This window comes from Chryseobacterium oryzae (assembly GCF_022811665.1).
GTDB lineage: Bacteria > Bacteroidota > Bacteroidia > Flavobacteriales > Weeksellaceae > Chryseobacterium > Chryseobacterium oryzae.
The window spans coordinates 788444-809562 of record NZ_CP094529.1 but is presented as its reverse complement, the minus strand read 5'-3'; the positions used below and the strand labels follow the sequence as shown (position 1 = coordinate 809562).

18 protein-coding genes are annotated in these 21119 nt (G+C 33.7%); 6 read left to right on the top strand and 12 right to left on the bottom strand.

The features are described 5' to 3' along the window. The first annotated feature begins 24 nt into the window (after positions 1–24). Positions 25–783 (top strand): TIGR03915 family putative DNA repair protein, encoded by a 759-nt coding sequence (locus MTP08_RS03755; RefSeq protein WP_243577103.1) that lies wholly within the window; start codon positions 25–27, stop codon positions 781–783. A gap of 151 nt (positions 784–934) precedes the next feature. Next, a complete protein-coding gene (locus MTP08_RS03750) occupies positions 935–1570 on the top strand; it encodes an MBL fold metallo-hydrolase (RefSeq protein WP_243577102.1) in 636 nt (211 codons plus the stop codon). Between the two features lie 126 nt (positions 1571–1696). Here MTP08_RS03750 and MTP08_RS03745 read toward each other — a convergent pair whose 3' ends face one another. Beyond that, positions 1697–4027, bottom strand: a complete 2331-nt coding sequence (locus MTP08_RS03745) for a reprolysin-like metallopeptidase (RefSeq protein WP_243577101.1) — start codon at positions 4025–4027, stop codon at positions 1697–1699. A 17-nt stretch (positions 4028–4044) separates the two neighbouring features. After that, positions 4045–4536: a hypothetical protein gene (locus MTP08_RS03740; protein ID WP_243577100.1), complete on the bottom strand. Its 492-nt coding sequence runs from the start codon at positions 4534–4536 to the stop codon at positions 4045–4047. Positions 4537–4813: 277 nt separating this feature from the next. Here MTP08_RS03740 and MTP08_RS03735 point away from each other — a divergent pair, with 277 nt between their 5' ends. Continuing rightward, positions 4814–5734, top strand: a complete 921-nt coding sequence (locus tag MTP08_RS03735) for a DUF4349 domain-containing protein (RefSeq protein WP_243577099.1) — start codon at positions 4814–4816, stop codon at positions 5732–5734. A gap of 135 nt (positions 5735–5869) precedes the next feature. On the opposite strand, the gene MTP08_RS03730 is transcribed toward MTP08_RS03735, so the two are convergent. Together MTP08_RS03730 and MTP08_RS03725 are read right to left on the bottom strand one after the other, a co-directional pair. Further along, a complete protein-coding gene (locus MTP08_RS03730) occupies positions 5870–6235 on the bottom strand; it encodes a hypothetical protein (protein WP_209390488.1) in 366 nt (121 codons plus the stop codon). A gap of 27 nt (positions 6236–6262) precedes the next feature. Further along, positions 6263–7402 carry an acyl-CoA dehydrogenase gene (locus MTP08_RS03725; protein ID WP_243577098.1) on the bottom strand — a complete coding sequence of 380 codons (1140 nt, stop codon included), beginning with the start codon at positions 7400–7402 and terminating at the stop codon, positions 6263–6265. Between the two features lie 227 nt (positions 7403–7629). Between MTP08_RS03725 and MTP08_RS03720 the strand changes: the two genes are divergently transcribed. Then, positions 7630–9408 carry an AMP-dependent synthetase/ligase gene (locus MTP08_RS03720; RefSeq protein WP_243577097.1) on the top strand — a complete coding sequence of 593 codons (1779 nt, stop codon included), beginning with the start codon at positions 7630–7632 and terminating at the stop codon, positions 9406–9408. Positions 9409–9556: 148 nt separating this feature from the next. On the opposite strand, the gene MTP08_RS03715 is transcribed toward MTP08_RS03720, so the two are convergent. Continuing rightward, positions 9557–10333 carry a zinc ribbon domain-containing protein gene (locus MTP08_RS03715; RefSeq protein WP_209391195.1) on the bottom strand — a complete coding sequence of 259 codons (777 nt, stop codon included), beginning with the start codon at positions 10331–10333 and terminating at the stop codon, positions 9557–9559. A 2-nt stretch (positions 10334–10335) separates the two neighbouring features. Then, entirely contained in the window at positions 10336–11433 is a 1098-nt protein-coding gene (locus tag MTP08_RS03710) for a Nif3-like dinuclear metal center hexameric protein (protein ID WP_243577096.1), read from the bottom strand. Between the two features lie 57 nt (positions 11434–11490). On the opposite strand from MTP08_RS03710, the gene MTP08_RS03705 reads away from it, so the two are divergent. Beyond that, positions 11491–12318, top strand: a complete 828-nt coding sequence (locus MTP08_RS03705) for an ion transporter (RefSeq protein ID WP_209391197.1) — start codon at positions 11491–11493, stop codon at positions 12316–12318. 313 nt (positions 12319–12631) lie between these two features. Here the strand turns inward: MTP08_RS03705 and MTP08_RS03700 are convergent, their stop codons facing one another. The 4 genes from MTP08_RS03700 to glyA all read right to left on the bottom strand — a co-directional run bounded on the left by MTP08_RS03700 (position 12632) and on the right by glyA (position 17957). Continuing rightward, entirely contained in the window at positions 12632–12877 is a 246-nt protein-coding gene (locus MTP08_RS03700; protein WP_243577095.1) for a hypothetical protein, read from the bottom strand. Between the two features lie 89 nt (positions 12878–12966). Further along, positions 12967–16053, bottom strand: a complete 3087-nt coding sequence (locus MTP08_RS03695) for a chitobiase/beta-hexosaminidase C-terminal domain-containing protein (protein WP_243577094.1) — start codon at positions 16051–16053, stop codon at positions 12967–12969. Between the two features lie 73 nt (positions 16054–16126). Further along, positions 16127–16594 (bottom strand): regulatory protein RecX, encoded by a 468-nt coding sequence (locus MTP08_RS03690; RefSeq protein WP_243577093.1) that lies wholly within the window; start codon positions 16592–16594, stop codon positions 16127–16129. Positions 16595–16691: 97 nt separating this feature from the next. Further along, entirely contained in the window at positions 16692–17957 is a 1266-nt protein-coding gene (glyA, locus tag MTP08_RS03685; RefSeq protein WP_209388931.1) for a serine hydroxymethyltransferase, read from the bottom strand. Positions 17958–18204: 247 nt separating this feature from the next. Here glyA and MTP08_RS03680 point away from each other — a divergent pair, with 247 nt between their 5' ends. Then, positions 18205–18498 (top strand): hypothetical protein, encoded by a 294-nt coding sequence (locus tag MTP08_RS03680; RefSeq protein ID WP_209388930.1) that lies wholly within the window; start codon positions 18205–18207, stop codon positions 18496–18498. Between the two features lie 94 nt (positions 18499–18592). On the opposite strand, the gene MTP08_RS03675 is transcribed toward MTP08_RS03680, so the two are convergent. Continuing rightward, the gene (locus tag MTP08_RS03675) at positions 18593–19789 is read right to left on the bottom strand and encodes an efflux RND transporter periplasmic adaptor subunit (RefSeq protein ID WP_243577092.1); all 1197 of its coding nucleotides are present in this window, start codon (positions 19787–19789) and stop codon (positions 18593–18595) included. 16 nt (positions 19790–19805) lie between these two features. Continuing rightward, positions 19806–21119, bottom strand: coding sequence for a hypothetical protein (locus tag MTP08_RS03670; protein ID WP_243577091.1), 1314 nt, complete (start codon positions 21117–21119; stop codon positions 19806–19808).

Genomic DNA, 21119 nt, shown 5'->3' with positions numbered 1-21119 from the left:
AACTCTCCAACCCACCAACTAAAAATGACAACCCTTCTCTACGACGGAACTTTCGACGGACTTTTAACTGCGATATTTGAGGTTTTTGAATATAAGTATAAAGATGTGGAAATCAAAAACAGAGAAACATTTCAGCAGGAGAATATGTTTGCCGAGACTCACGAGGTGTTGACTCAACAGGAAAAATCCGAAAGAGTGTTGAATAAACTGGAAACGAACATCGGGAAATCTGGGATTAATGATTTGCTGAGAGTTTACCTATCGGAAGATTCAGAACTGGAACAGTTGATTTTATCCGCAGTAAAACAATCCATTAAACACCCTAAAGAAAATGTCCTTAAAAATTTCGCCAACGATGATATTCTCAGAATTTCAAAAATATGTAAATCTGTAAGTCGGGAAAGACATAGAATGACCGCTTTTGTAAGATTCGAGAAAATGCAGGATGATATTTATTTCGCCAAAATTGATCCGGATTTCAATGTTCTGCCTTTGATTTGGAAACATTTCAAAGACCGCTATGCCGACCAAAAATGGATGATTTATGATTTGCGGAGACATTATGGATTGTTCTATGACTTAGAAAACTGCGAATTCTTCTATCCCGAAGAAAAACTGAATCTCAACCAATATCAGGAAAAGTTCCACGATGAAGAGAAAAAATACCAAACGCTCTGGCAAAGTTATTTTACCAAAACCAACATCAAGGAAAGGAAAAACACCAAACTACACATACAGCACGTTCCGAAACGTTATTGGAAATATCTGACAGAAAAATGGTAATTTAACTATGTCTGATTTCTAAAACGCACTCATTATCTAAGTTAATTTTATTAAGTTCAAAATAGTTTGGCTAAATGAATTTATAGTTTTTTGGTTACTTTTTCAGAAAAAACATTATAGTTCTTATTTTTGCAGAAATAAAAATATAATTATGTTAAATATTCAAGCTTTCGTTTTTAATTTTGCCAGTGAAAATACTTATGTTGTCTATAATGAAAATAAAAATGCTTGGCTGATTGATCCCGGGAATTCTACTCAACAAGAAACAGATGCGATAGAAAAATTTATTTCCGAAAAGCAACTTAAAATTCAAAAAATTCTTTTAACACATGCTCATATTGATCATATTTTAGGACTTCAATGGGCTGTCGACACTTATAAAGTTCCCGTTTTGATGCACAAAGAAGACCAGGAAGTTTTTGATATGTTTCAAATCAGCGGTATGAGATTCGGAATGCAATTAAACCATATTAAAGCTGAAATACAATACATTGATGAAAACAGCGAACTAGATTTTGATGGAGAAAAATTCAAAATTTATCATGTTCCGGGACATTCTCCAGGAAGTGTTGTATATCATAATGAGAATGGGAAATTCATTATTTCTGGCGACGTTCTTTTTGAAGGAAGTATAGGAAGAACGGATCTTTATAAAGGGAATTACGGACAACTTATCGAAGGAATTAAAGCGAAACTTTTTGTTCTCGATGGCGAAACACAGGTTTTTTCAGGACATGGAAATCCTACCAGTATTGGATTCGAAAAACAGCATAATCCTTTTTTTTAAATTCAAATACCAATACTCTTTCGTAAGAATCTTATAATTCAGTAGAGAACAAAAGTTTAGAATTATTCATAAAAAAGGCTACCCTGTTTGGATAGCCTTTTTCGTATTATAAACTTGATGTAAATATTATTTATTATTGAACATTACAAGCTTTTTAACAATCTTATTTCCTTCTAGTTCAACTTCTATCATGTAAGTCTCCGTTGGAAGATGTCTTAAATCTATTTTTTCCAAATGATCTGAAAAGAATAATCTTGATCTTTTTGGAATTACCAATTTACCATCCATTGCATAAATTGTATAATTAAATGCATAAGGGCGAAGTGGGTTTAATCTTGGGAAATCTAATTTGATATACACATATCCATCGTAAGATGGTACAGGATAAATCATCATACCTTCGAAGAACACAGATGGTGTTGTCCCAGGATTTCCTGGAGTTCCTGGATTACTTGGGTTTCCTGGATTTACTGGTGGAATTACTACTGCTGAAGAATTTACAGTAAAGTTTTGTGAGTTAACATTTAAGAAAACATTATCTACTGCTTTCACCATGATTCTTGAATTAGAACTTGTTCCCAAATTTCCGGGTACTGTAAAAGTATGAGTTCCGTCGTTTGGTGTACTGGCAACCAATACAAAAGGGAAGGTAACTCCACCATCTGTAGACAATAAAATTGAAACATTTGGTGTACTAACAGGTGCCGCAGTAGTATTGGCAACATCCCAGGTAACAGTTTGGGATTGTCCTTCATTCCAAACTACTCCAGGAGTGTTTTGAGAAGTTACCGTAAAAGGTCCTGCAGAACTTACCACAGTAAGTTTAATATCATCTCTACCCGTTTGTCCTCCCAAAGGATTATTATCTCTCACCAAAACAGAAAAATTAAGATTTCTCGCTGCTGACGGAAGTACCTCCCAAATTGAAGCATTAGCAGGATTTACAATTGTTGCCAATTTCGGAAAATATCTTGATGGTGATGAGGTAGGCATAAGAGATCTGAAAAGAGGTCCCACAGTACTCGTACCCACCGGAGGCATAGGTGCAACTCCTGCATCTATTTGCTCCCAATCATAAGTAAGTGGATCATTGTCTGCATCCGTAGCCGTTGCAGTAAGCATGAAAGGTGTACTTTTCGGAATACTTCTGTCTAAACCCGCATTTACAATTGGTTCTGAATTAGCAATTGGAGTTTTGTCAGCACACTGAGAAGTTCCTCCAGAAGTGAAAGCATTATACATTTGATTAATACTTACCGAATGAAAATACGCATCACTATTCTGCTGAACATTGGGCGGACAGATACCTGCATATCCCATTATCGTACTTGCACTTCCCGGCTCTACCGTAGTAGGAACATTTCTGTTACAAGCATTATTCTGAGTGTGCATCGCTCCAAACTGATGCCCCATTTCATGAGCTACAAAATCGATTACGAAAGGATCTCCAACAGGAACTACACATCCGGTTACACCACCAGCCTTATAAGTACCACAAACAGAAGGTGTTGCTGCTAAACCATTATTATCGTTTGCATTATCTACTTTGAAAAACAGGTGACCTATATCGTAGTTAGCCGCACCAATTACAGAGTTTGTAACTGTAACGTTTTCATTCAGCATCTGTGATGCATCGAACTGATCAAAAGTATCGCTGCTGATAAAAAATAATGCATCGGTATTAGCAATAAGCTGTAATCTGATAGACATATCTCTCTCATACACCTCATTAAGTCTGGCAACTGCCAAATTGACTGCTGCTAAAACAGCCGCTTTTTTCTGAGCAACAGTACCAGATCCTACTCCAGCCTGTCCTGCAATATAAGCAGTATATTCTACTGTGGTAGAAATAGACAATCTGTACTTTCTCTTTAAGCCATCTATTACGGTTTTCTGAGCAACAGATGCAACGTCATTCATATCGCTGTCTCCTTTAAAAAGACATTCGAAAGGAATTGTGGATGATGCATCTTTTCTGTTATAAATTCTGTACACATGATTATCTTCAGTATAAGAATCTATATAATAAATACCGTCATTACCCGCAACCATTCCATTAAACCCGAAATACGGATCTAATGTAAATCTTAATGTTGCAGACTTATCTCCTTTCTTAAAACCTATATAAGATTTAATATCAGAATATCTGTTCTGCAAATCGGGATGCATTGTAGACGATTCGTATACTTCATAAGCATCAAATGTTCCTGAAGTATTTGGAAAATTAAGTGTAATACCTTTTCTGTAAGCCTTATAGTCTCTGTCTGAAGCATCTTTCAGTTTATTCTGAAGTTCACTTACATTTAAAGTAAATAGAGAATAATTGCTAACTTTTGCATTACTCTCACGAATTTCACCAATAGGAGCAGTGCCAAGTTTTCCCCACTGGTTTTGCTGGGCAAATCCCATAGCCGAAAAGACCAGTACTGCACCCAGAACTAATAGTTTTTTCTTCATATAATTTTTCTTTAATTTCAATTGATAGATTTTAGTTTTATATAATCAGGAACTTTCCCTTTTATTTTTATAATTAATATTGGATTGGTAAGCTTTTCCGTTCCATATTCAGTGCTTTCTACTTCTTTATAGCTTACTGTAAGACTAGAATTTTTATTCTCAATTTTTTCTACCTCAATATCTCCGTAAGCAATCTTTTTCAGCTTTGGCTTTAACACAAGAAAATATTCGCTATCTCCCAATGTTGGAATAGGCTCTGACCTTCCGAAAGCTTTGTCTGCTAACTTCCTGTAAAGCTCTATAGTTTGCTTAAATGTAGTTATGACAGAAGTTTCCGGAATGACTACATTTCTATTAAATCTTTTGACTTCTGAAAATTCTATTTTATCCGACTGCTGATTCACTTCAGAATTAGGCTTTAATTCACTTTTATACGCAACAGAATTGCTGCAGCTTACAACAGCAACAAACACAGAAAGTGATAATGTTAACAAAAAAGAGTTTTTCATTATGAAAGTCTCAAAAAGCAAAGGTAATTATTATTGCATTTACAAAGAAAGTTTTTTTTAAATATCAGATATAATTAACATTTTTTCTTGTAAAACACATAAATAAATTTTACAAAACACTCATTACCAACAACATAAATATTTACTTAAATCATACATTTTATTTACAAAACATCCTGTGAAGTTCTTTCTAGATTTACATTCAGTTAAGAAACACTTCAAAATTGTTTAATCCTTAACCTTTTATAAAATTTAAAAAACAATAAATAAATCCATTATGAAAAAAATCATTTTAACCCTAACTGTATGCAGCATGTTTACAATGTGTAAAAAAGGAGAAGCTGCAAATTCATCCATTGACAGTATTTCCGGAAAAACAGACAGTACAATGGCTGATATTACTGAAAAACTGAATGATTCTAAAAACGAGGTTAAATCAGTTTACGATTCCGCAAGCATCAAAATAAAAGACTTCGACAAAACAAAGAGCAAGGCAATGGAAACCATAGAAGAAACTTCCAAAAGTATAGATTCTCTTTCGAAGAAAATTTCATCTTTAAAATTGGAATCTAAAACGTCTGCAAAAGATTCATCAAATCAATCAAATGAAAAAATTGCTGTTAAAAATTCTGCTCCGAAAATCATTAAAGAAACTAAAGTTATTTACAAGAATGCTCCTAAGCCAAAAGAACCTTCTTTGGATAAACTTACGAAAAATGTAGAAATCGAAATCAATGTAGAGAATACAGAGTCATCAAAAAATATCGTTAAACAGCTTTTGAGTAGATATGATGGCTTTTTAAAAAGCGAAAATACTTCATCTAATAATAATGATAAGCAAATCGCATATATTAAAGCTAAAGTCCCAATACAGCAATTCGATTATTTCGTAGATGATTTGAGCGATCATTTAGGAATAGTTCAAAATAAAAACATAGAAGTACACGGTAAAGATTACCTTAATAATACGCTATGTGATGTGGAAATAACTCTTTATGGTTATTCAGACAACAAAAACAAAGCAGCAGAAGAGAAAAGTTTTGGCAATAAATCTTTGGCTGCCGTTTCTTCTGGATGGAATGTTATTACTTCCATATTTCTTTTCATTCTTCCTTTATGGCCGCTATTTGTTTTGGGAGGATTGGGGTATTATTTTTACAAAAGAAGCTTAAATAATAAATCCGATAACAATAGTTAAATACCAATTATTTTAATAAGATTTTAATATTAAGAATTATGAATTTACTAGAAAACTCATTACTTTTGTTTCATAATATTTAATTAAATATTTGGTTGGTAAAGTAAAAGGCTCTCAATTGAGAGCCTTCACTGTTTATTTCATATTCACTACTTTGTCTACTACATACTTTGTGTTTCCTCTCCAAGGCAGAGCTCCGTTGTATTCTTTATAATGAAGGTCAAAAATTTTCCCGCTATTCAACTCAAGCTGTTTGAATACTTCAGGATCTGATACAGAAAATTCAAACTCATAACTGGTTATGGTTCCCGTTTTCCCTTTTCCAAAACCTTCTTGAATTAATTTGCCTTCGTAAGTTTTAAACACATATCCTTTTTTGATTGCATAATTTAAGTAACCCGATTTTACGCCTTCTCCAAAAACAAATAAATATTTATACCAAAAGAAGACTCCTAAAAGAAGTAAAACGACTCCGGCTGTAATCCACAAAGGCTTTTTCATAGTAGTGTTTTTTTGAATTTATTAAAATTATTTTGAAATGCTTCTAGAAATTACAATTTTCTGAATCTCTGAAGTTCCTTCATATATCTGAGTGATTTTTGCATCTCTCATTAATCTTTCTACGTGATATTCTTTTACATATCCGTAACCACCGTGGATCTGAACCGCTTCAATCGTAGTATCCATCGCCACCTGAGAAGCATACAATTTTGCCATAGCACCACTTTCTGAGATGTCTTTTCCTTCATCTTTCTCACAAGCAGCTTTAAAGCAAAGCATTCTTGCTGCCGTAATTTGTGTTGCCATATCCGCTAATTTGAAAGCGATAGCCTGATGATTGATAATTTCAGTTTTGAAGGCTTTTCTTGTTTTTGCATATTTAAGAGCCAATTCATAGGCTCCAGAAGCAATTCCTAAAGCTTGTGAAGCAATACCAATTCTACCGCCATTCAATACAGCCATTGCAAAATTAAAACCAAAACCGTCTTCTCCGATTCTGTTTTCTTTCGGAACTTTAACATTATTGAAAATTAAAGAGTGAGTATCACTTCCTCTAATCCCCAGTTTATCTTCTTTAGTCCCAACTTCGAAACCTTCCCAATTTCTTTCAACAATAAAAGCATTAATTCCTTTATGTTTTTTTTCTGGATCAGTCTGTGCAATTACGATGTAGTAAGAAGCTGTACCTCCATTGGTAATCCAGTTTTTAATTCCGTTTAAAAGATAATAATCTCCTTTGTCTTCTGCAGTTGTTTTCTGTGAAGTAGCATCCGAACCTGCTTCAGGCTCAGACAATGCAAATGCACCAATTACCTCACCACTAGCAAGAGGAGTAAGATATTTTACTTTCTGCTCTTCGGAAGCAAACTTCTCCAGACCGGCACATACTAAAGAGTTATTTACAGACATTACTACTGCAGCAGAAGCATCTATTTTGGCAATTTCCTCCATCGCCAAAACATAAGAAACGCTATCCATCCCTGCACCACCGTATTTAGGATCTACCATCATTCCCAAAAGACCCATTTCTCCCATTTTCTTCACTTGTTCGGCGGGAAACTTCTGGTCGCGGTCTCTTTCTATAACGCCAGGTAATAGTTCGTTCTGTGCAAAATCTCTTGCTGCCTGCTGAATCATCAGCTGTTCTTCAGATAAATTAAAGTTCATAAAAAATTCAAAATTATATAGTTGCTAATTTACACTTTTTGACCTAATCTAAAAAAGAATCGTTACTTTAAAATTGCCTCAATTAAATTATATTCATTAAAATTAGATTAAAATTAAATCTAACAAGATATTATGGCATACATTTTATTAATTTATCAAATCATTAGATAAAATTTCATTATTAAAAAAAATGCTTATATTTAAATTTCTAACTATATAATACCATTATGTCTATAAAAAGATTATTCGATATACCCTATTATGCTCTGCAAAACCTGCCTAAAAATGATATGTTTGTAACAAAATATCAGGGCGAGTGGAAAAAAACTTCTACGCTGGAATTTATCAATCAGGGGAATAAGATTTCCAGAGGGCTTTTAAAACTGGGTATAAAACCGGGAGATAAAATTGCTCTTATTACTACAAATTCTCGCACAGAATGGGCAATAATGGATTTGGGGCTTTCGCAAATTGGTGTTGTATCCGTACCTGTTTACCCAAGCATTTCATCGGAGGATTACGAATTTATCTTCAGCAATGCAGAAGTAAAATACTGTTTTGTTTCGGACAAAGAATTACTCGACAAAGTGATGAAAATTAAGCATCAGGTACCGAGTTTACAAGGAATATTTACGTTCGATAATATTAACGGAGCTGCTAATTGGAAAGAAATTTTGGATTTGGGGGAAGATGATTCTACTCAAATTGAAGTAGAAGATTTGTCTAAAGCTATTAATCCAGACCAGATTGCAACCATTATTTACACTTCCGGAACTACCGGCAGACCCAAAGGAGTAATGTTGAGCCATGAAAATATTGTTTCTAATCTTTTAGCATGTCTGCCCAGAATCCCAAAAAAGAAAAATCTCGATTATAAAGATACCAGAGTTCTGAGTTTTTTACCCATTTGCCATATTTTTGAACGTTTGTTGTTCTATCTGTTTCAGTATCATGGTTTTTCTGTGTATTTCGCCGAAAGCATCGAAAAAATGGGTGAAAATGTAAAAGAGGTTAAACCCCATTACATGAGTGTTGTACCCAGATTAATAGAAAAGGTTTATGATAAAATTTACAATACCGGTTCTAGTGCAGGAGGATTAAAAGAGAAAATATTCTTCTGGGCTTTAAATTTAATTCAGAAAAAGAAAGAAATTTCAAAACCATCGGGATTGGCTGAAATTATTGCAGACAAATTGGTTTTTAAAAAATGGAGAGAAGGATTAGGTGGCGAAATCATTACCTTAGTTTCGGGATCTGCAGCTCTGTCTACAAGACTCAATTTAATGTTTCAAAATGCAGGAATTCCTATTTTGGAAGGATATGGGTTAACTGAAACTTCTCCTGTAATATCTGTAAACTCTTTTCAACAGATGAAAGTAGGAACCGTAGGACATCCTTTGGATAATTTAACGGTGAAAATTCAGGAAGACGGCGAAATTACCGTAAAAGGACCTTCCGTTTTTAAAGGATATTTTAAAAATGAAGAAATGACCAAAGAGGCATTTACCAGCGACGGATTCTTTAAAACGGGAGACATCGGACATATAGACAGCGAAGGTTTCCTCCAGATAACAGACCGAAAAAAGGAAATGTTTAAAACTTCTGGCGGAAAATACATTGCTCCTCAAACCATAGAAAATTTAGCCAAAGGTTCTAAGTTTATTGAGCAGATTATGGTAGTTGGCGATGGTGAAAAAATGCCGACAGCACTCATTCAGCCTGACTTTGAATTTGCTAAAAACTGGGCAGCCAGAAATAATTTAAATTTGGGAACCACACCTAAAGAAATCGCAAAAAGCCCGGAACTGAAAGCCAGAATTGAAAAAGAAGTAGATAAAATTAACGAACATCTGGGTAATTGGGAAAAAATTAAAAAAATTGAATTAACACCAGAAGTTTGGAGCATAGAAAGTGGACTTATTACGCCTACGCTTAAACTTAAACGAAAAGCAATTAAAGAAAAATTCATCGATCTTTACAATAAAATGTATGACCATAAAGAATAAAAATTTCTTTCAACAAGCCTAACTAATAAAGCCGATTCAAAATATTTGAATCGGCTTTTATTTGATTATACCTTATTAAAGAAGTAAACCATAAAAATAAAAAAGACCGAAAAATAAATTTCCGGTCTTGTCTTTTTAGAATATCTAATTAGAATTTAATAACAGAATTCATTTTTTCTGTTTCTTCCATTACCAACTCATCATCTACTAAGATTTTTCCTGAATGCTCGTCGATGATAATTTTCTTTCTCTGAGCGATTTCCATCTGTTTTTGAGGCGGAATAGTGAAGAATGATCCTTTTGGAGCACCTCTTTCTAATCCTACAACCGCTAAACCTGTAGAAGAGTTACTTCTGATTCTGTTGTAAGAAGCTAATAATCTTTCGTCGATTTTAGACGCAAATTCTTTAGATTTTTCGATTAGGTATTCTTCTTCTTTCTGAGTTTCAGAAATTAAACCTTCCAATTCTTCTTTTTTGAATTTAAGATGGTTTTTAAGATCGCTGATTTTATTATTCAGTTCTGCTAAAGTCTCTTCTTTGTGCCCAATTTTTGCACCAAATTCTTTAATTCTCTTTTCAGAAAGCTGAATTTCGAGTTCCTGATATTCTATTTCTTTACCTAAAGCTTCAAATTCTTTATTGTTTCTTACATTATCCTGTTGAGATTTGTATTTATCAATAAGATTTTTTGCGTGGCTGATAACTTCGTTTTTTGTATTGATCTGATCGTTCTGATCTTTGATCTCTGCATGAAATTTCTCTGCTCTTGTTTCAAGACCTTCAATCTCAATTTCAAGATCTTCCACTTCGATCGGCAATTCTCCTCTTGTGTTACGGATTTCATCCAATCTTGAATCGATGATTTGAAGATCATACAAAGCTCTTAATTTTTCTTCGACTGAAATTTCGGTGGTTTTTGCCATATCTAAAGGAAATAATTTACTGGGTTTGTTTTTTCACTAGATTTTAAGATTGCAAATGTACTAATTTTTTGTGATAAAATTTCAAATATTTGTTCTGCAACCCACTGTTCAGATTCATAATGTCCTACATCGCAAATTAACATCTTAGATTCTGCCTGAAAATAATCGTGATATTTAAGATCTCCGGTGATGAAAGCGTCACAGTTATTGCCCAAAGCAGATTTTATAGCACTTGCTCCAGAACCACCCAAAACCCCTACTTTTTTAATTTTTTTTCCAGTAAAATCTGAATGTTTAATGATATCAACTTTAAACTTATCTTTTATAAACCTCAAGAAATCCTTCTCTTCCATTTCATTTTCAAACTCACCATACATTCCTAAACCCGAATACTGATTTTGGTTATCTAAACTATAAATCTGATGTGCCACTTCCTCATAAGGATGAGCTTTTTTCATCGCTGAAACGATTTGGTTTTGTTTATAGGACTCAAAAATTACCGAAATCATCTTTTCTTCTGCATCTTCCCTATTGTTGAGTTGCCCAGAAAAAGGTGTAGAACCTTCCATCGGTCTGAAAGTTCCTTTTCCTTCGATGGTAAAACTGCATTCATCATAAAACCCTATATTCCCTGCTCCTGCCGCAAAAAGTGCTTCTTTTACATTTTCAGAATAGTTATTAGGAACAAAAACAGTAAGCTGTTTTAAATTATTTTTTTTAGGCTGAAGAATCTTTAAATTTCTCAAGCCCAACTGATTGCAAATTCTTGCATTTACTCCAAAAAAATCATTATCTAAAGCAGTATGAATCGCATAAATAGCAATTTTATTTTCAATAGCTTTTAAAACTGCTTTTTCAACATAATTTTTTCCTGTAATAGATTTTAAACCAGAAAATATAATGGGATGAAAGCAAACAACAAGATTACAGTTTTTATCTATAGCCTCGTCAATTACTTTTTCTAATGCATCATGACAAACCAAAATTCGGCTTACGTTGCGGTTGGGAAGTCCGCATAAAAGTCCTACATTATCAAAATCTTCCGCTTGTGGAATAGCAATCTGCGATTCTATGATAGAAATTACCTCTTTTATTGTCATTTTATTCTGTATGTTTGTCACGAAATTAGTTATAATTTAGTTAAACAAAAAACACTCATGGAAAGAGAACACAATCTAATTCCCGAAGATAAACTTTGGAAAAGGTTTTTGTATCGGGTGATTTACCGTTCGGATACCCGGCTGGGAAAACTTTTTGATGTTGTTCTTCTTGTTCTTATCCTATTAAGTACAGCCATCATTATGATGGAAAGTATCCCGAAGTTCGACAAAAAATTTCACAATTACTTTGTTATTACAGAATGGATAATTTCTATTTTCTTCAGTGCAGAATATTTTCTGAGAATTGCAGTTATAAAAAATAAAAAAAATTATATTTTCAGCTTTTTTGGTATTATAGATTTTCTTGCATTAGTACCTTTTTATCTTAGTTTTTTCTTTCCGATAACGAAGTATTTTTTAATTTTCAGAATGTTGAGAATGCTTAGAGTATTCAGAATTTTCAATCTTTTGGATTTTATGGATGACGGATACCTCATCGTAAGAGCCCTTAAAAACAGTTCAAGAAAAATTTATATTTTTCTTTTATTTCTCATCATTTTCTCTGTAATTGTAGGTTCACTCATGTTTATGGTGGAAGGAGGAAGATCCGGGTTTGAAACCATACCGCAATCTATATACTGGGCAGTAGTAACGGTAACAACAGTAGGTTATGGTGATGTTTCTCCTATAACACCCATGGGAAAATTTTTTGCTGTTATTCTCATGCTTGCGGGTTATTCTATCATTGCAGTTCCCACAGGAATTGTGACCGCAGAAATGAGAAGCAAAAGACAAAACTTAGAAAAAGTCTGCGAACGTTGCGGGAATGAAGATATTGATGACGATGCACGCTACTGCAAACAGTGTGGCAAGAAATTGGCTTAAGAATAAGTATTAATTCAAAAACCACCAAAATCATGGAACCACAAAAAAGAAATAAACCTAATAGTTTAGTACTTATCTTATTTGCTTTAGTTATATTAATGATTGTTATTTACTTTGTACTTGTAATGTTTTTCCCAACAGTTTTCGAACATATGAGTACAGGAGAAATTCAACCTGTGAAACCTAATAGATAATTTTTTTAATCTGAGTTTTGGAATCGGTTATTACTCCCCTGAACTAAGTTTATTTAAATTTCAAAACAAAAAACTCCCAAAAAAATTGGGAGTTTTCTTTATATAAATTGAATATTGGATTATTCCGTAATCTGAGTTTTCTTTTTCATTGAAACTCCGAATGCTATAACCAATCCAATAATAAAAAGTACCGGAATATAGTCATCAATTGGAAGAATCTTAGGATCTCCTGGGTTACTAGGAAATTCGTCAGCATCAGCAGGATCATTCTGAGTCTCGTACACATAAGGATTGTTCGAATCATTTTGTTGCGCAAAGGCAAAATTTGAAACGGCAAACAATGCGACTAGTATTATCTTTTTCATAACTTAATTTATTTTATAAAGAATTTTGTACAATTATTTTTATAAAGAGATTGACAATATCTCAGTTATATTATTGCTGTACTTCTTTTTTATTTAATAATTTTTTTAGTGTATTCTTTTCCTTGAGATACTGCTTTTACAAGGTAAACCCCTTTTGCATTTAAAGAAATTCTAATTTCTTTTGCTCCTCCATTTAAAGTCTGAATTTGTCTTCCAGAAGCATCGTAAATAGTCACGCTGTCTATATTTTTATCGTTTCTCACAAAGAAATCTTCTCCATTTCTGTATACTTCGAAAGCATCTTTTGTAACTTCAGAAGTAGACAATACTCCCAGTTTGTATACAATCTCAAATCTGTTGGAGTTTTCTCCAAAGTTTGCTGCAAAAGAATAACTACCATTCTGAAGATCTGTATAAGTACCCATTACTTTATCGTGAAGATAAACCGCCTGTCCGTTATTGAAAAGACCCTCTTTCTGTATTAAAGCAATAGTAAAGTTTCCATTTTCGAAATGCTTCGTTCCAACAGGAACCACATCATTAATATTAAACGTTTCTCTACCCTGAATGATAAGTTTTTGTGCATCTGCTACAGTATAAAAACCATCGGATCCCATTGCAATTGCTTTAGAATCAAAAGCATCATAAGAGTTAGAGGCAGCTGGAGAGTAAGTAACCGCTAAAGTATTATTAGTACCGTAAGATGAGCTTAATCTCAACCAATATTTACCAACCCCAGAATTATTGTTTTTGTTAAAGAAAGTACCTGTAGATGCTACTCTCAAACTATTATCAAAATTCAATGATGTATTATTTGATAAATTAGGCATTAATCTTACAAAGAACCCTTGTCCAATTTTTGCCACATTCCCAGAAGGATTTATAGAACCAACATTAGGAGATGCTACAAAAGTTCCTGATGTTCCGGAAGTTGCTGACGCATTATAAGTTGCATACCCATAATTGGTTGTTGTTCCTCCAGATTGCGTAGTTACAGATGCACTGGTATTATCCCAAAAATAGAATGTACTGGTAATTTTGTTTGTGTTTAAAGCATACAATGCATCTAAATTTAAATCTGACGGGTAAGGGTTTCCTACCAAATTATATCTGTTTCCTCCATTAGATAATGCAAAAGTTTGCGTTCCGTTATTTGGCACCCCAGTAAAGGTAACAACATGATTGCTAGAAACATTTGGAGTTTTAATAGAATAACCTTTACCAAAAACAGAAGTTGTAGATCCAGCATTAACAAAGTAATCTGTTGGGGTATCATATTCTGTAATATAATCTGGAGCAAGTGAACCATAGATCGCATTTAAACTTTGACCATCTATCGGAGAAGACCAAAATGCATATTTACCCACATCACTATTTCCATTTTTCAAAACTTTAAAAGTACCTGTATAAGATAAAGTAGAACCATCTTTCTGGATAAGGTTACCACCATCTTCTACGGTAACATCTACTGCATTAACTGTATTACCAGCAGTGATTTCTAAAACTCCTCCATTTTGAATTGTGATATTTTTGGCAAAAATATTTGAGTTAATAGATAAATTACCCGTTACAATTGCATCTACTGAAGCTGTTGGTACACCGTTTGACCATGTTGTTCCATTCCAAGTAGTAGCAAGAGGAGTTGGGGCATTAATTGTTAGGTTGCTGACTCTCCATAAAGCCCAACCACCCGCACTTGCATCTTGGTAAACAAATGCAAAATGTACATTCCCTGAGGCAGGTACAACAAAATTGGTTAAACTACCTGTAGAAACTGATGTTCCAGAAGCTTCTGTAATTGTTGTAAGGTTAGTCCAAGTAGCTGTATTTGGATCTCCATATCCGGCATAATCCGCAGAATATACAACCTTCAAATCATCTCCTTCATATTGAGAGGCATAATTAAAAGATAAAAGAGAATTTGATTGTACACTAGTAAATTTTGGAGATATTAACCATGCTTTTGTGGTTCCTTGGTTATATCCATTACTTTCTGCACCACTCGCAGCTGTCGTCCAACCAGAATAACTTGCATTACCTGATTCCTTATAGTTTATCCAATCTCCTAAAGTATTATTAAATGATTGACTATAAGGAATTGTTGCTGTAGCTGGGTTTGTAATTGTAATTAATTTTGACGCAATACTACTATCGGTCAAATTTCCCGTACCATCAACTGCTATTGCTTTTATAGTACTAGTAGAAGTTATTGAAAATGGAGATGTATATAATGAAGAAGCAGCTGTTGGTGGCGTATTATCCGTTGTATAATAAATTGATACCCCAGATGTTGAGGATGCCAATGTGATATTCGCTGTACTCCAATAAGTATCTGTTCCGTTTGCTGCACCTGTAGCTGCGATTGTAGGTACTGCTACTTGTGTTGGATTTCCTAAAGAATAAGTAATTATAATTCTTCCAGCCTTTCCGTTTCCACCATTCCTCTGTGTAGATGAAGAAGCAGCATGTGCCCCGCTACCAGCAGATCCATAACTTGTACCTGAAGGAGAACTACCATTTGTACCTGATCCAACACCAGCGGCACCAGCATAGCCTCCTGTCGGAGCAATACCACCAATATTTGAAGAAGCATTGTTCCCATTGAATCCTCTACCAGCACTTGAACCACCACCACCTGAAAACCCTATATTACCAGATGTAACTGCAGACCCATCTGCACCGTCACCTCCTTTATATACTACATTACCAATAGAACCTACAATAGTACCTGTAGCTCCTAATCCATTTGTCAGCCCATTAGCACCTGTAATACTTTCAGCACCTGCACCTCCTTTAGCTAATACTGTTGAACTTGATAAAAACCAAGTATCTCCACCATTTCCGACAGCTCCAACCGTGGACGATGCTATTCCACCGGAACCAATTGAATAGTTTATAGTAGTTCCTGGTGTTACAGCAATAGTATTAATTTTTGCATAAGCTCCACCAGCTCCTCCACCAGCACCAGCTCTACTACCAGATGATGAACTAATAGCACTTCCTCCTGAACCACCACCACCTAAGCATTCAACTTGTAAACTGTAAACATTTTGTGGTACAACCCAAGAATTTCCATTAGTTAAAGTCACTGTCGTCTGTCCCCATCCCCACACCGAGAAAAGAGCCATCAAAAACGCATATATCGTCCTCGATTTACATTGTAATTTTAAATTCATAATTATTTTTTTTCGTCTGACAAATCTAAACTTTTTTTAAATAATATTAATGAATGTTAAAATTACATATATGTTAATTTTCAAATATTCGTAAAATTACATCATATTCAAAGCCTCTACTTAGTAAATACTTAATAGTTTTTTGTTTTTTTTGATATTCTTTCAATCCAAACAATTTACGATCATAATTTTCGTAAATCTTTTTAATAATTTTTTCGTAATCTATTTCATCTATTTCATCCCAGCAGGAAGAGATTAATTTTTCGGTAATCCCTTTTTGTTTTAGGCTGAGTTTTATCTTAGTTCTACCCCAATTTTTAATGTAAAACTTCCCTCGTATATAACTTCGGGTAAATCGTTCTTCATTCAAATAATTTTCTCTCATAAGATATAAGAGAATTTCATCTTTAGCTTCGGGTATTAAAACAAATTCGTGCATTTTCTGTTCTACTTCTGCATGACAGCGATCCTGATAAACACAATAATTTACAAGCTTTTGCTTTATTTCTTCATATGTAAACAACTTTTTATCTGAATTCATCTTTTTATTAAAATTGATATTGAATTATAAAACAATGAGGCGCAAAATAATTGCACCTCAATTTGTTTTTATATTAAAAAGCTAAAAAAAACAATCACTAATAATTGAACAAAGCTTTTCCTTCCATTAACTCGTTAACTTTTTTTCCTACTGAAGATAAAACTTCTTCATTTTTAATATTATCTACAACTTCAGAAATAAGTCCGGCAATAGTTTCCATATCATTTTCCTTTAAACCTCTGGTGGTAATTGCCGCAGTTCCCAAACGGATCCCGGAAGTAGTAAAAGGTGATTTATCATCAAACGGAACCATATTTTTATTACAAGTAATCTCTGCTTTAACCAACGCTTTTTCGGTTTCTTTACCATTCACACCTTTATTTCTAAGGTCAATAAGCATTAAATGATTATCTGTTCCACCACTTACAATATCAAAACCATTAGAAATCATAGCTTTTGCCAATGCTTGTGCATTAGCTTTTACTTGTTTTGCATAAGTTAAGAATTTATCGTCGATAGCTTCTCCAAAAGCCACGGCTTTAGCTCCGATTACATGCTCTAAAGGACCTCCCTGAATTCCCGGAAATACTGCTCCATCCAGAACTTGGCTCATCATTTTAGTTTCACCCTTTGGTGTTTTGTGCCCGTAAGTATTTTCGAAATCTTTACCCATCATAATCATTCCACCACGTGGACCTCTCAAAGTTTTGTGAGTTGTTGTGGTAACAACATGACAGTGTTCGAACGGATTATTTAAAAGTCCTTTGGCAATTAAACCTGCAGGGTGTGCAATATCCGCCCAAAGTGTTGCCCCAATTTCGTCTGCAACTTCTCTGAATTTAGCATAGTCTAAATCTCTGGAATACGCCGAGAATCCTGCAATAAGCATTTTTGGTTTTTCTCTTAAGGCAACTTCTCTCATCTGGTCGTAATCAATAAGACCGGTTTCCTGCTGAACTCCATAAGAAACCACATCATACTGAATTCCCGAAAAATTTACAGCAGAACCATGAGTAAGGTGACCTCCCATAGAAAGATCCATACCCATAATTTTATCTCCAGGTTTTAAAACTGCAAGATAAATGGCAGCATTCGCCTGAGAACCAGAATGCGGCTGTACATTCACGTAATCTATACCAAAAAGCTGTTTCGCTCTGTCAATAGCCAAAGTTTCAACCTCATCTATTACTTCACAACCTCCGTAATATCTTTTTCCGGGATATCCTTCTGCATATTTGTTTGTAAGAACACTTCCCATAGCTTTCATTACATTTTCAGAAACAAAATTTTCTGAAGCAATCAGCTCTAATCCGTGAGATTGTCTCGCTTTTTCTTTTTCGATAAGGTCAAAAATAATGTCCATTTACTTTTAGATTTAAAATTTTCAAGTCCAAAATTACGGAATTTCCGAGGATTATTTATTATCAATCAGCTTATAATTTGCAATTGATTTTTCTCTGGAAATTTTATATACTTTTAAAATAATTTTTTTCTTAATATGAACACTCCAACTAAAAAATATAAAGAACAGGAACAAATTTTGAACAATTTTAAAAACCTATTAATAAAAATTTATATTTGCATTAATCTAAAAGAAAAAAATCTGAACTATGGGCAAGAAAAAGTATAAAAAGCAGTTGGTAAACACCTTAAAATCTTTAGAAAACACCGAACATTACGTATTAGAAAGCATGACTAATCTAATGTTGTTCGGGGAAATGAAAAAAAACAAAATAGAATTTAAAGACGGAGATACTTTTAGCTTCGAAGACAATATTTTTGATTACAGCGAAGATAAAAACGTTCGTAAACTGGCAAAACTTCGTAAAAAGATGCTGAAAACAATGAATAAACTGGTAACCACTAACAAATTCAAAGACAAAGAAATTAAGTTTTTAAGCTGATTTTAAAACAGGTTTTCTTAAAAAAACCGTCTCAATTTTATGTGAGACGGATTTTTTATTTTATAAATCGCTTTAAACCAATCCTTAATAAAGATTATTTAGCAGATTTTTCTTTCAATTCTTCTTTATCTTTGTCTGATGGGTTCCAGACTTTTACCTCAGCATTTTTGTCGATACCGGAAAGTACCTGCACATTAATTCCGTCACTTGCTCCCAATTTTACATATACTTTTTTGAATTTTCCATCCTTTTGTTTTACTTCTACGAAAGGCTGGTCTTTCCCATTATTTTTTTCGTACTGAACCAGAGATTCATCCAAAAGAAGGGCATTTTTCTGAGAACTTAAAACAATTTCTCCATTGGCAGAAAATCCCGCTCTTATGTATTCATTATTAGGATTTTTTACATCGCCTTCTACCGGAAATTTAATCGTTCCGTTATTATCTTTCCCTTTAGGAGCAATCATGGTAAGAGTTCCGGGAAAAGATTTGTTCTGAAGTGCTCCAATTACAATATTCATATTCATTCCTTGCTTTAGTTTTCCGGCCTGAGCTTCATCAATTTCACCCTGAAAAATCAAAGAATTAAGATCCGCAATCGAACAAATAGTAGTTCCTGCATTGAAGGAGTTGGCTTCAATTACCTGACTACCCACTTTTACAGGTACTTCAAGAACAGTTCCTGCCGCTTTAGAACGAATTTGGGTGGTTGCAAGATTTTGTAAATCGGGAGTAGCACCCGTTTTCGCTATCTGCAATGCTTTTTGAGCCGTTAAAAGTTGCTGATTGGCATTTTTAAGAGCCTGCTGCTGTGCAAACAATTGTTGCTGAGCAGTTAAATACTCCTGTTTTGAAATAACACCTTGTTTAAAAAGCTTTTCGGACATGGTAAACTGAGTTTGAACATTAGAAACATTCATCTTGGCATTGCTTATCTGCAATTGTGCATTCTGGACATTTTGCTGAGCGTTGTTTACCTCTGCAATATTCGGAACAATCCTCACCGTAGCAATAAGCTGTCCTGCTTCTACACGGTCGCCTTCATCTACTAGAATTTTTTCTATAATACCTGCAATATTCGGTTTTATTTCTATCTCTTCTTTAGGAATAATTTTTCCGGTAGCCATTACCTTATCTTCCATATTTTGTACGGTTGGCTTGCGGGTAAGAAAATTTACACTTTCTTTAGAATTGGATTTTACGAGATAGCTGATTCCGGAAAATAATGCAAATGCAAAAATAAGGGCAAGCAAAATGTAAATTGCTTTTTTCCAGGTAAACTTCTTTTTCATATATAATCTTTATTTTTTAATATTGAACAGGGTTACGTTGATCTATTTTTTGATGTTTTGAAAGCTTTTCCATTGCCTGTTTCAGGTCTTCTTTTTTATTAATGAAAAGCAATACAATCATTCTGCCTTTAGAATCCAGAAAACTTATATTCTGAATATTGCGATTATAGTTTATATTTTTAATTTCAGGGAAAACCGTTTTAAGCTCATCCAGATATTCTTTCTGATTTTTATCTAAAATAATAATGAAAGAAGAGTTATCATCCAAAAGCTTTGGACTTTGGGAAATATTTTTCAATGGACTGGAAACTCCGACATTATTGGCATTAAAATATTCGAAAAAATTATCGAAAATATAATTTCCGTCTATATCGTCGGTATAAATATTTACCGTGTTAAAATTTTGATTGTATTCATAAATAGAATCCGGAAAAGTATCTCCGAATATTCTGATAGCTTCATCAATATAATTTTTATCCATACTTTTATTACTGTTCAGGTATTTTTCCGTCATCGGATAAATTGCTTTGGCGAAAAGATTAATTATCGGATTATTGTACCACTCACCTTTATCTAAAACACCCTTATTCAAAATTTTCCCTGCATAACCATTTCCTAAAGCTGTTGCCACGGCTTCATTAAAATAAGAATACGCCAGTTGAGAATATTTCGAAGGATTTTCTTCAAAATACTTTTCCTGAATCTTCTGTACATCAATATTTTGTTCTGCGTATAAAATATGACACATTTCGTGCATTGTGACGCTTAAAGTACCTTCAATATCATCGGCATCCGTTAATGTACCTATGCACAGAGCATTCCCATGCGGTGTAGACATTGTACTTCCCGTTTTTCCCGGAATAGGATAAAGGGTAACATAAAAAGGAATTTCGCGATCCCACGAAGACTGATAAAATTTGTTGAATTTTATAAACATCTCAGAACTTAAATCTTTAAACTTTTTGAGTTCTGCAATCTGTTTTTTTATTTTTAATTCGCTGTCATTCCAGACGTACTTCCTGAAGTAAGGTTGGGCATCTTTTAAGACATTCATCATTTTTATCTGCTCACTAACAGGGAGAAGTCCGGTAATTCTTTCGTTAAAATCATTCAAATCCTTAGATTTTAAAGACTGTGTTACCAATAAAGTTAAATAACTTTTGCGGTAATTTCTACCTTTCGGATAATCTTGTCTTACAATGCCTTCATTAAAATCTAAAGTTTTAAAATCATTAATAAGTTTCTGAAAATCCTGATTATCGGATAATTTAGATTCAATATAATTTCTGTAATTGGAGGAAGTCGAATGTTTTTTTGCAGCTGTTTCCAT

What these genes read in the sequence shown, in the direction of transcription:
- MTP08_RS03755 (WP_243577103.1), top strand. Translation starts at nt 25, where the DNA reads ATGACAACCCTTCTCTACGACGGAACTTTCGACGGACTTTTAACTGCG.
- MTP08_RS03750 (WP_243577102.1), top strand. Translation starts at nt 935, where the DNA reads ATGTTAAATATTCAAGCTTTCGTTTTTAATTTTGCCAGTGAAAATACT.
- MTP08_RS03745 (WP_243577101.1), bottom strand. Translation starts at nt 4,027, where the DNA reads ATGAAGAAAAAACTATTAGTTCTGGGTGCAGTACTGGTCTTTTCGGCT.
- MTP08_RS03740 (WP_243577100.1), bottom strand. Translation starts at nt 4,536, where the DNA reads ATGAAAAACTCTTTTTTGTTAACATTATCACTTTCTGTGTTTGTTGCT.
- MTP08_RS03735 (WP_243577099.1), top strand. Translation starts at nt 4,814, where the DNA reads ATGAAAAAAATCATTTTAACCCTAACTGTATGCAGCATGTTTACAATG.
- MTP08_RS03730 (WP_209390488.1), bottom strand. Translation starts at nt 6,235, where the DNA reads ATGAAAAAGCCTTTGTGGATTACAGCCGGAGTCGTTTTACTTCTTTTA.
- MTP08_RS03725 (WP_243577098.1), bottom strand. Translation starts at nt 7,402, where the DNA reads ATGAACTTTAATTTATCTGAAGAACAGCTGATGATTCAGCAGGCAGCA.
- MTP08_RS03720 (WP_243577097.1), top strand. Translation starts at nt 7,630, where the DNA reads ATGTCTATAAAAAGATTATTCGATATACCCTATTATGCTCTGCAAAAC.
- MTP08_RS03715 (WP_209391195.1), bottom strand. Translation starts at nt 10,333, where the DNA reads ATGGCAAAAACCACCGAAATTTCAGTCGAAGAAAAATTAAGAGCTTTG.
- MTP08_RS03710 (WP_243577096.1), bottom strand. Translation starts at nt 11,433, where the DNA reads ATGACAATAAAAGAGGTAATTTCTATCATAGAATCGCAGATTGCTATT.
- MTP08_RS03705 (WP_209391197.1), top strand. Translation starts at nt 11,491, where the DNA reads ATGGAAAGAGAACACAATCTAATTCCCGAAGATAAACTTTGGAAAAGG.
- MTP08_RS03700 (WP_243577095.1), bottom strand. Translation starts at nt 12,877, where the DNA reads ATGAAAAAGATAATACTAGTCGCATTGTTTGCCGTTTCAAATTTTGCC.
- MTP08_RS03695 (WP_243577094.1), bottom strand. Translation starts at nt 16,053, where the DNA reads ATGAATTTAAAATTACAATGTAAATCGAGGACGATATATGCGTTTTTG.
- MTP08_RS03690 (WP_243577093.1), bottom strand. Translation starts at nt 16,594, where the DNA reads ATGAATTCAGATAAAAAGTTGTTTACATATGAAGAAATAAAGCAAAAG.
- glyA (WP_209388931.1), bottom strand. Translation starts at nt 17,957, where the DNA reads ATGGACATTATTTTTGACCTTATCGAAAAAGAAAAAGCGAGACAATCT.
- MTP08_RS03680 (WP_209388930.1), top strand. Translation starts at nt 18,205, where the DNA reads ATGGGCAAGAAAAAGTATAAAAAGCAGTTGGTAAACACCTTAAAATCT.
- MTP08_RS03675 (WP_243577092.1), bottom strand. Translation starts at nt 19,789, where the DNA reads ATGAAAAAGAAGTTTACCTGGAAAAAAGCAATTTACATTTTGCTTGCC.
- MTP08_RS03670 (WP_243577091.1), bottom strand. Translation starts at nt 21,119, where the DNA reads ATGGAAACAGCTGCAAAAAAACATTCGACTTCCTCCAATTACAGAAAT.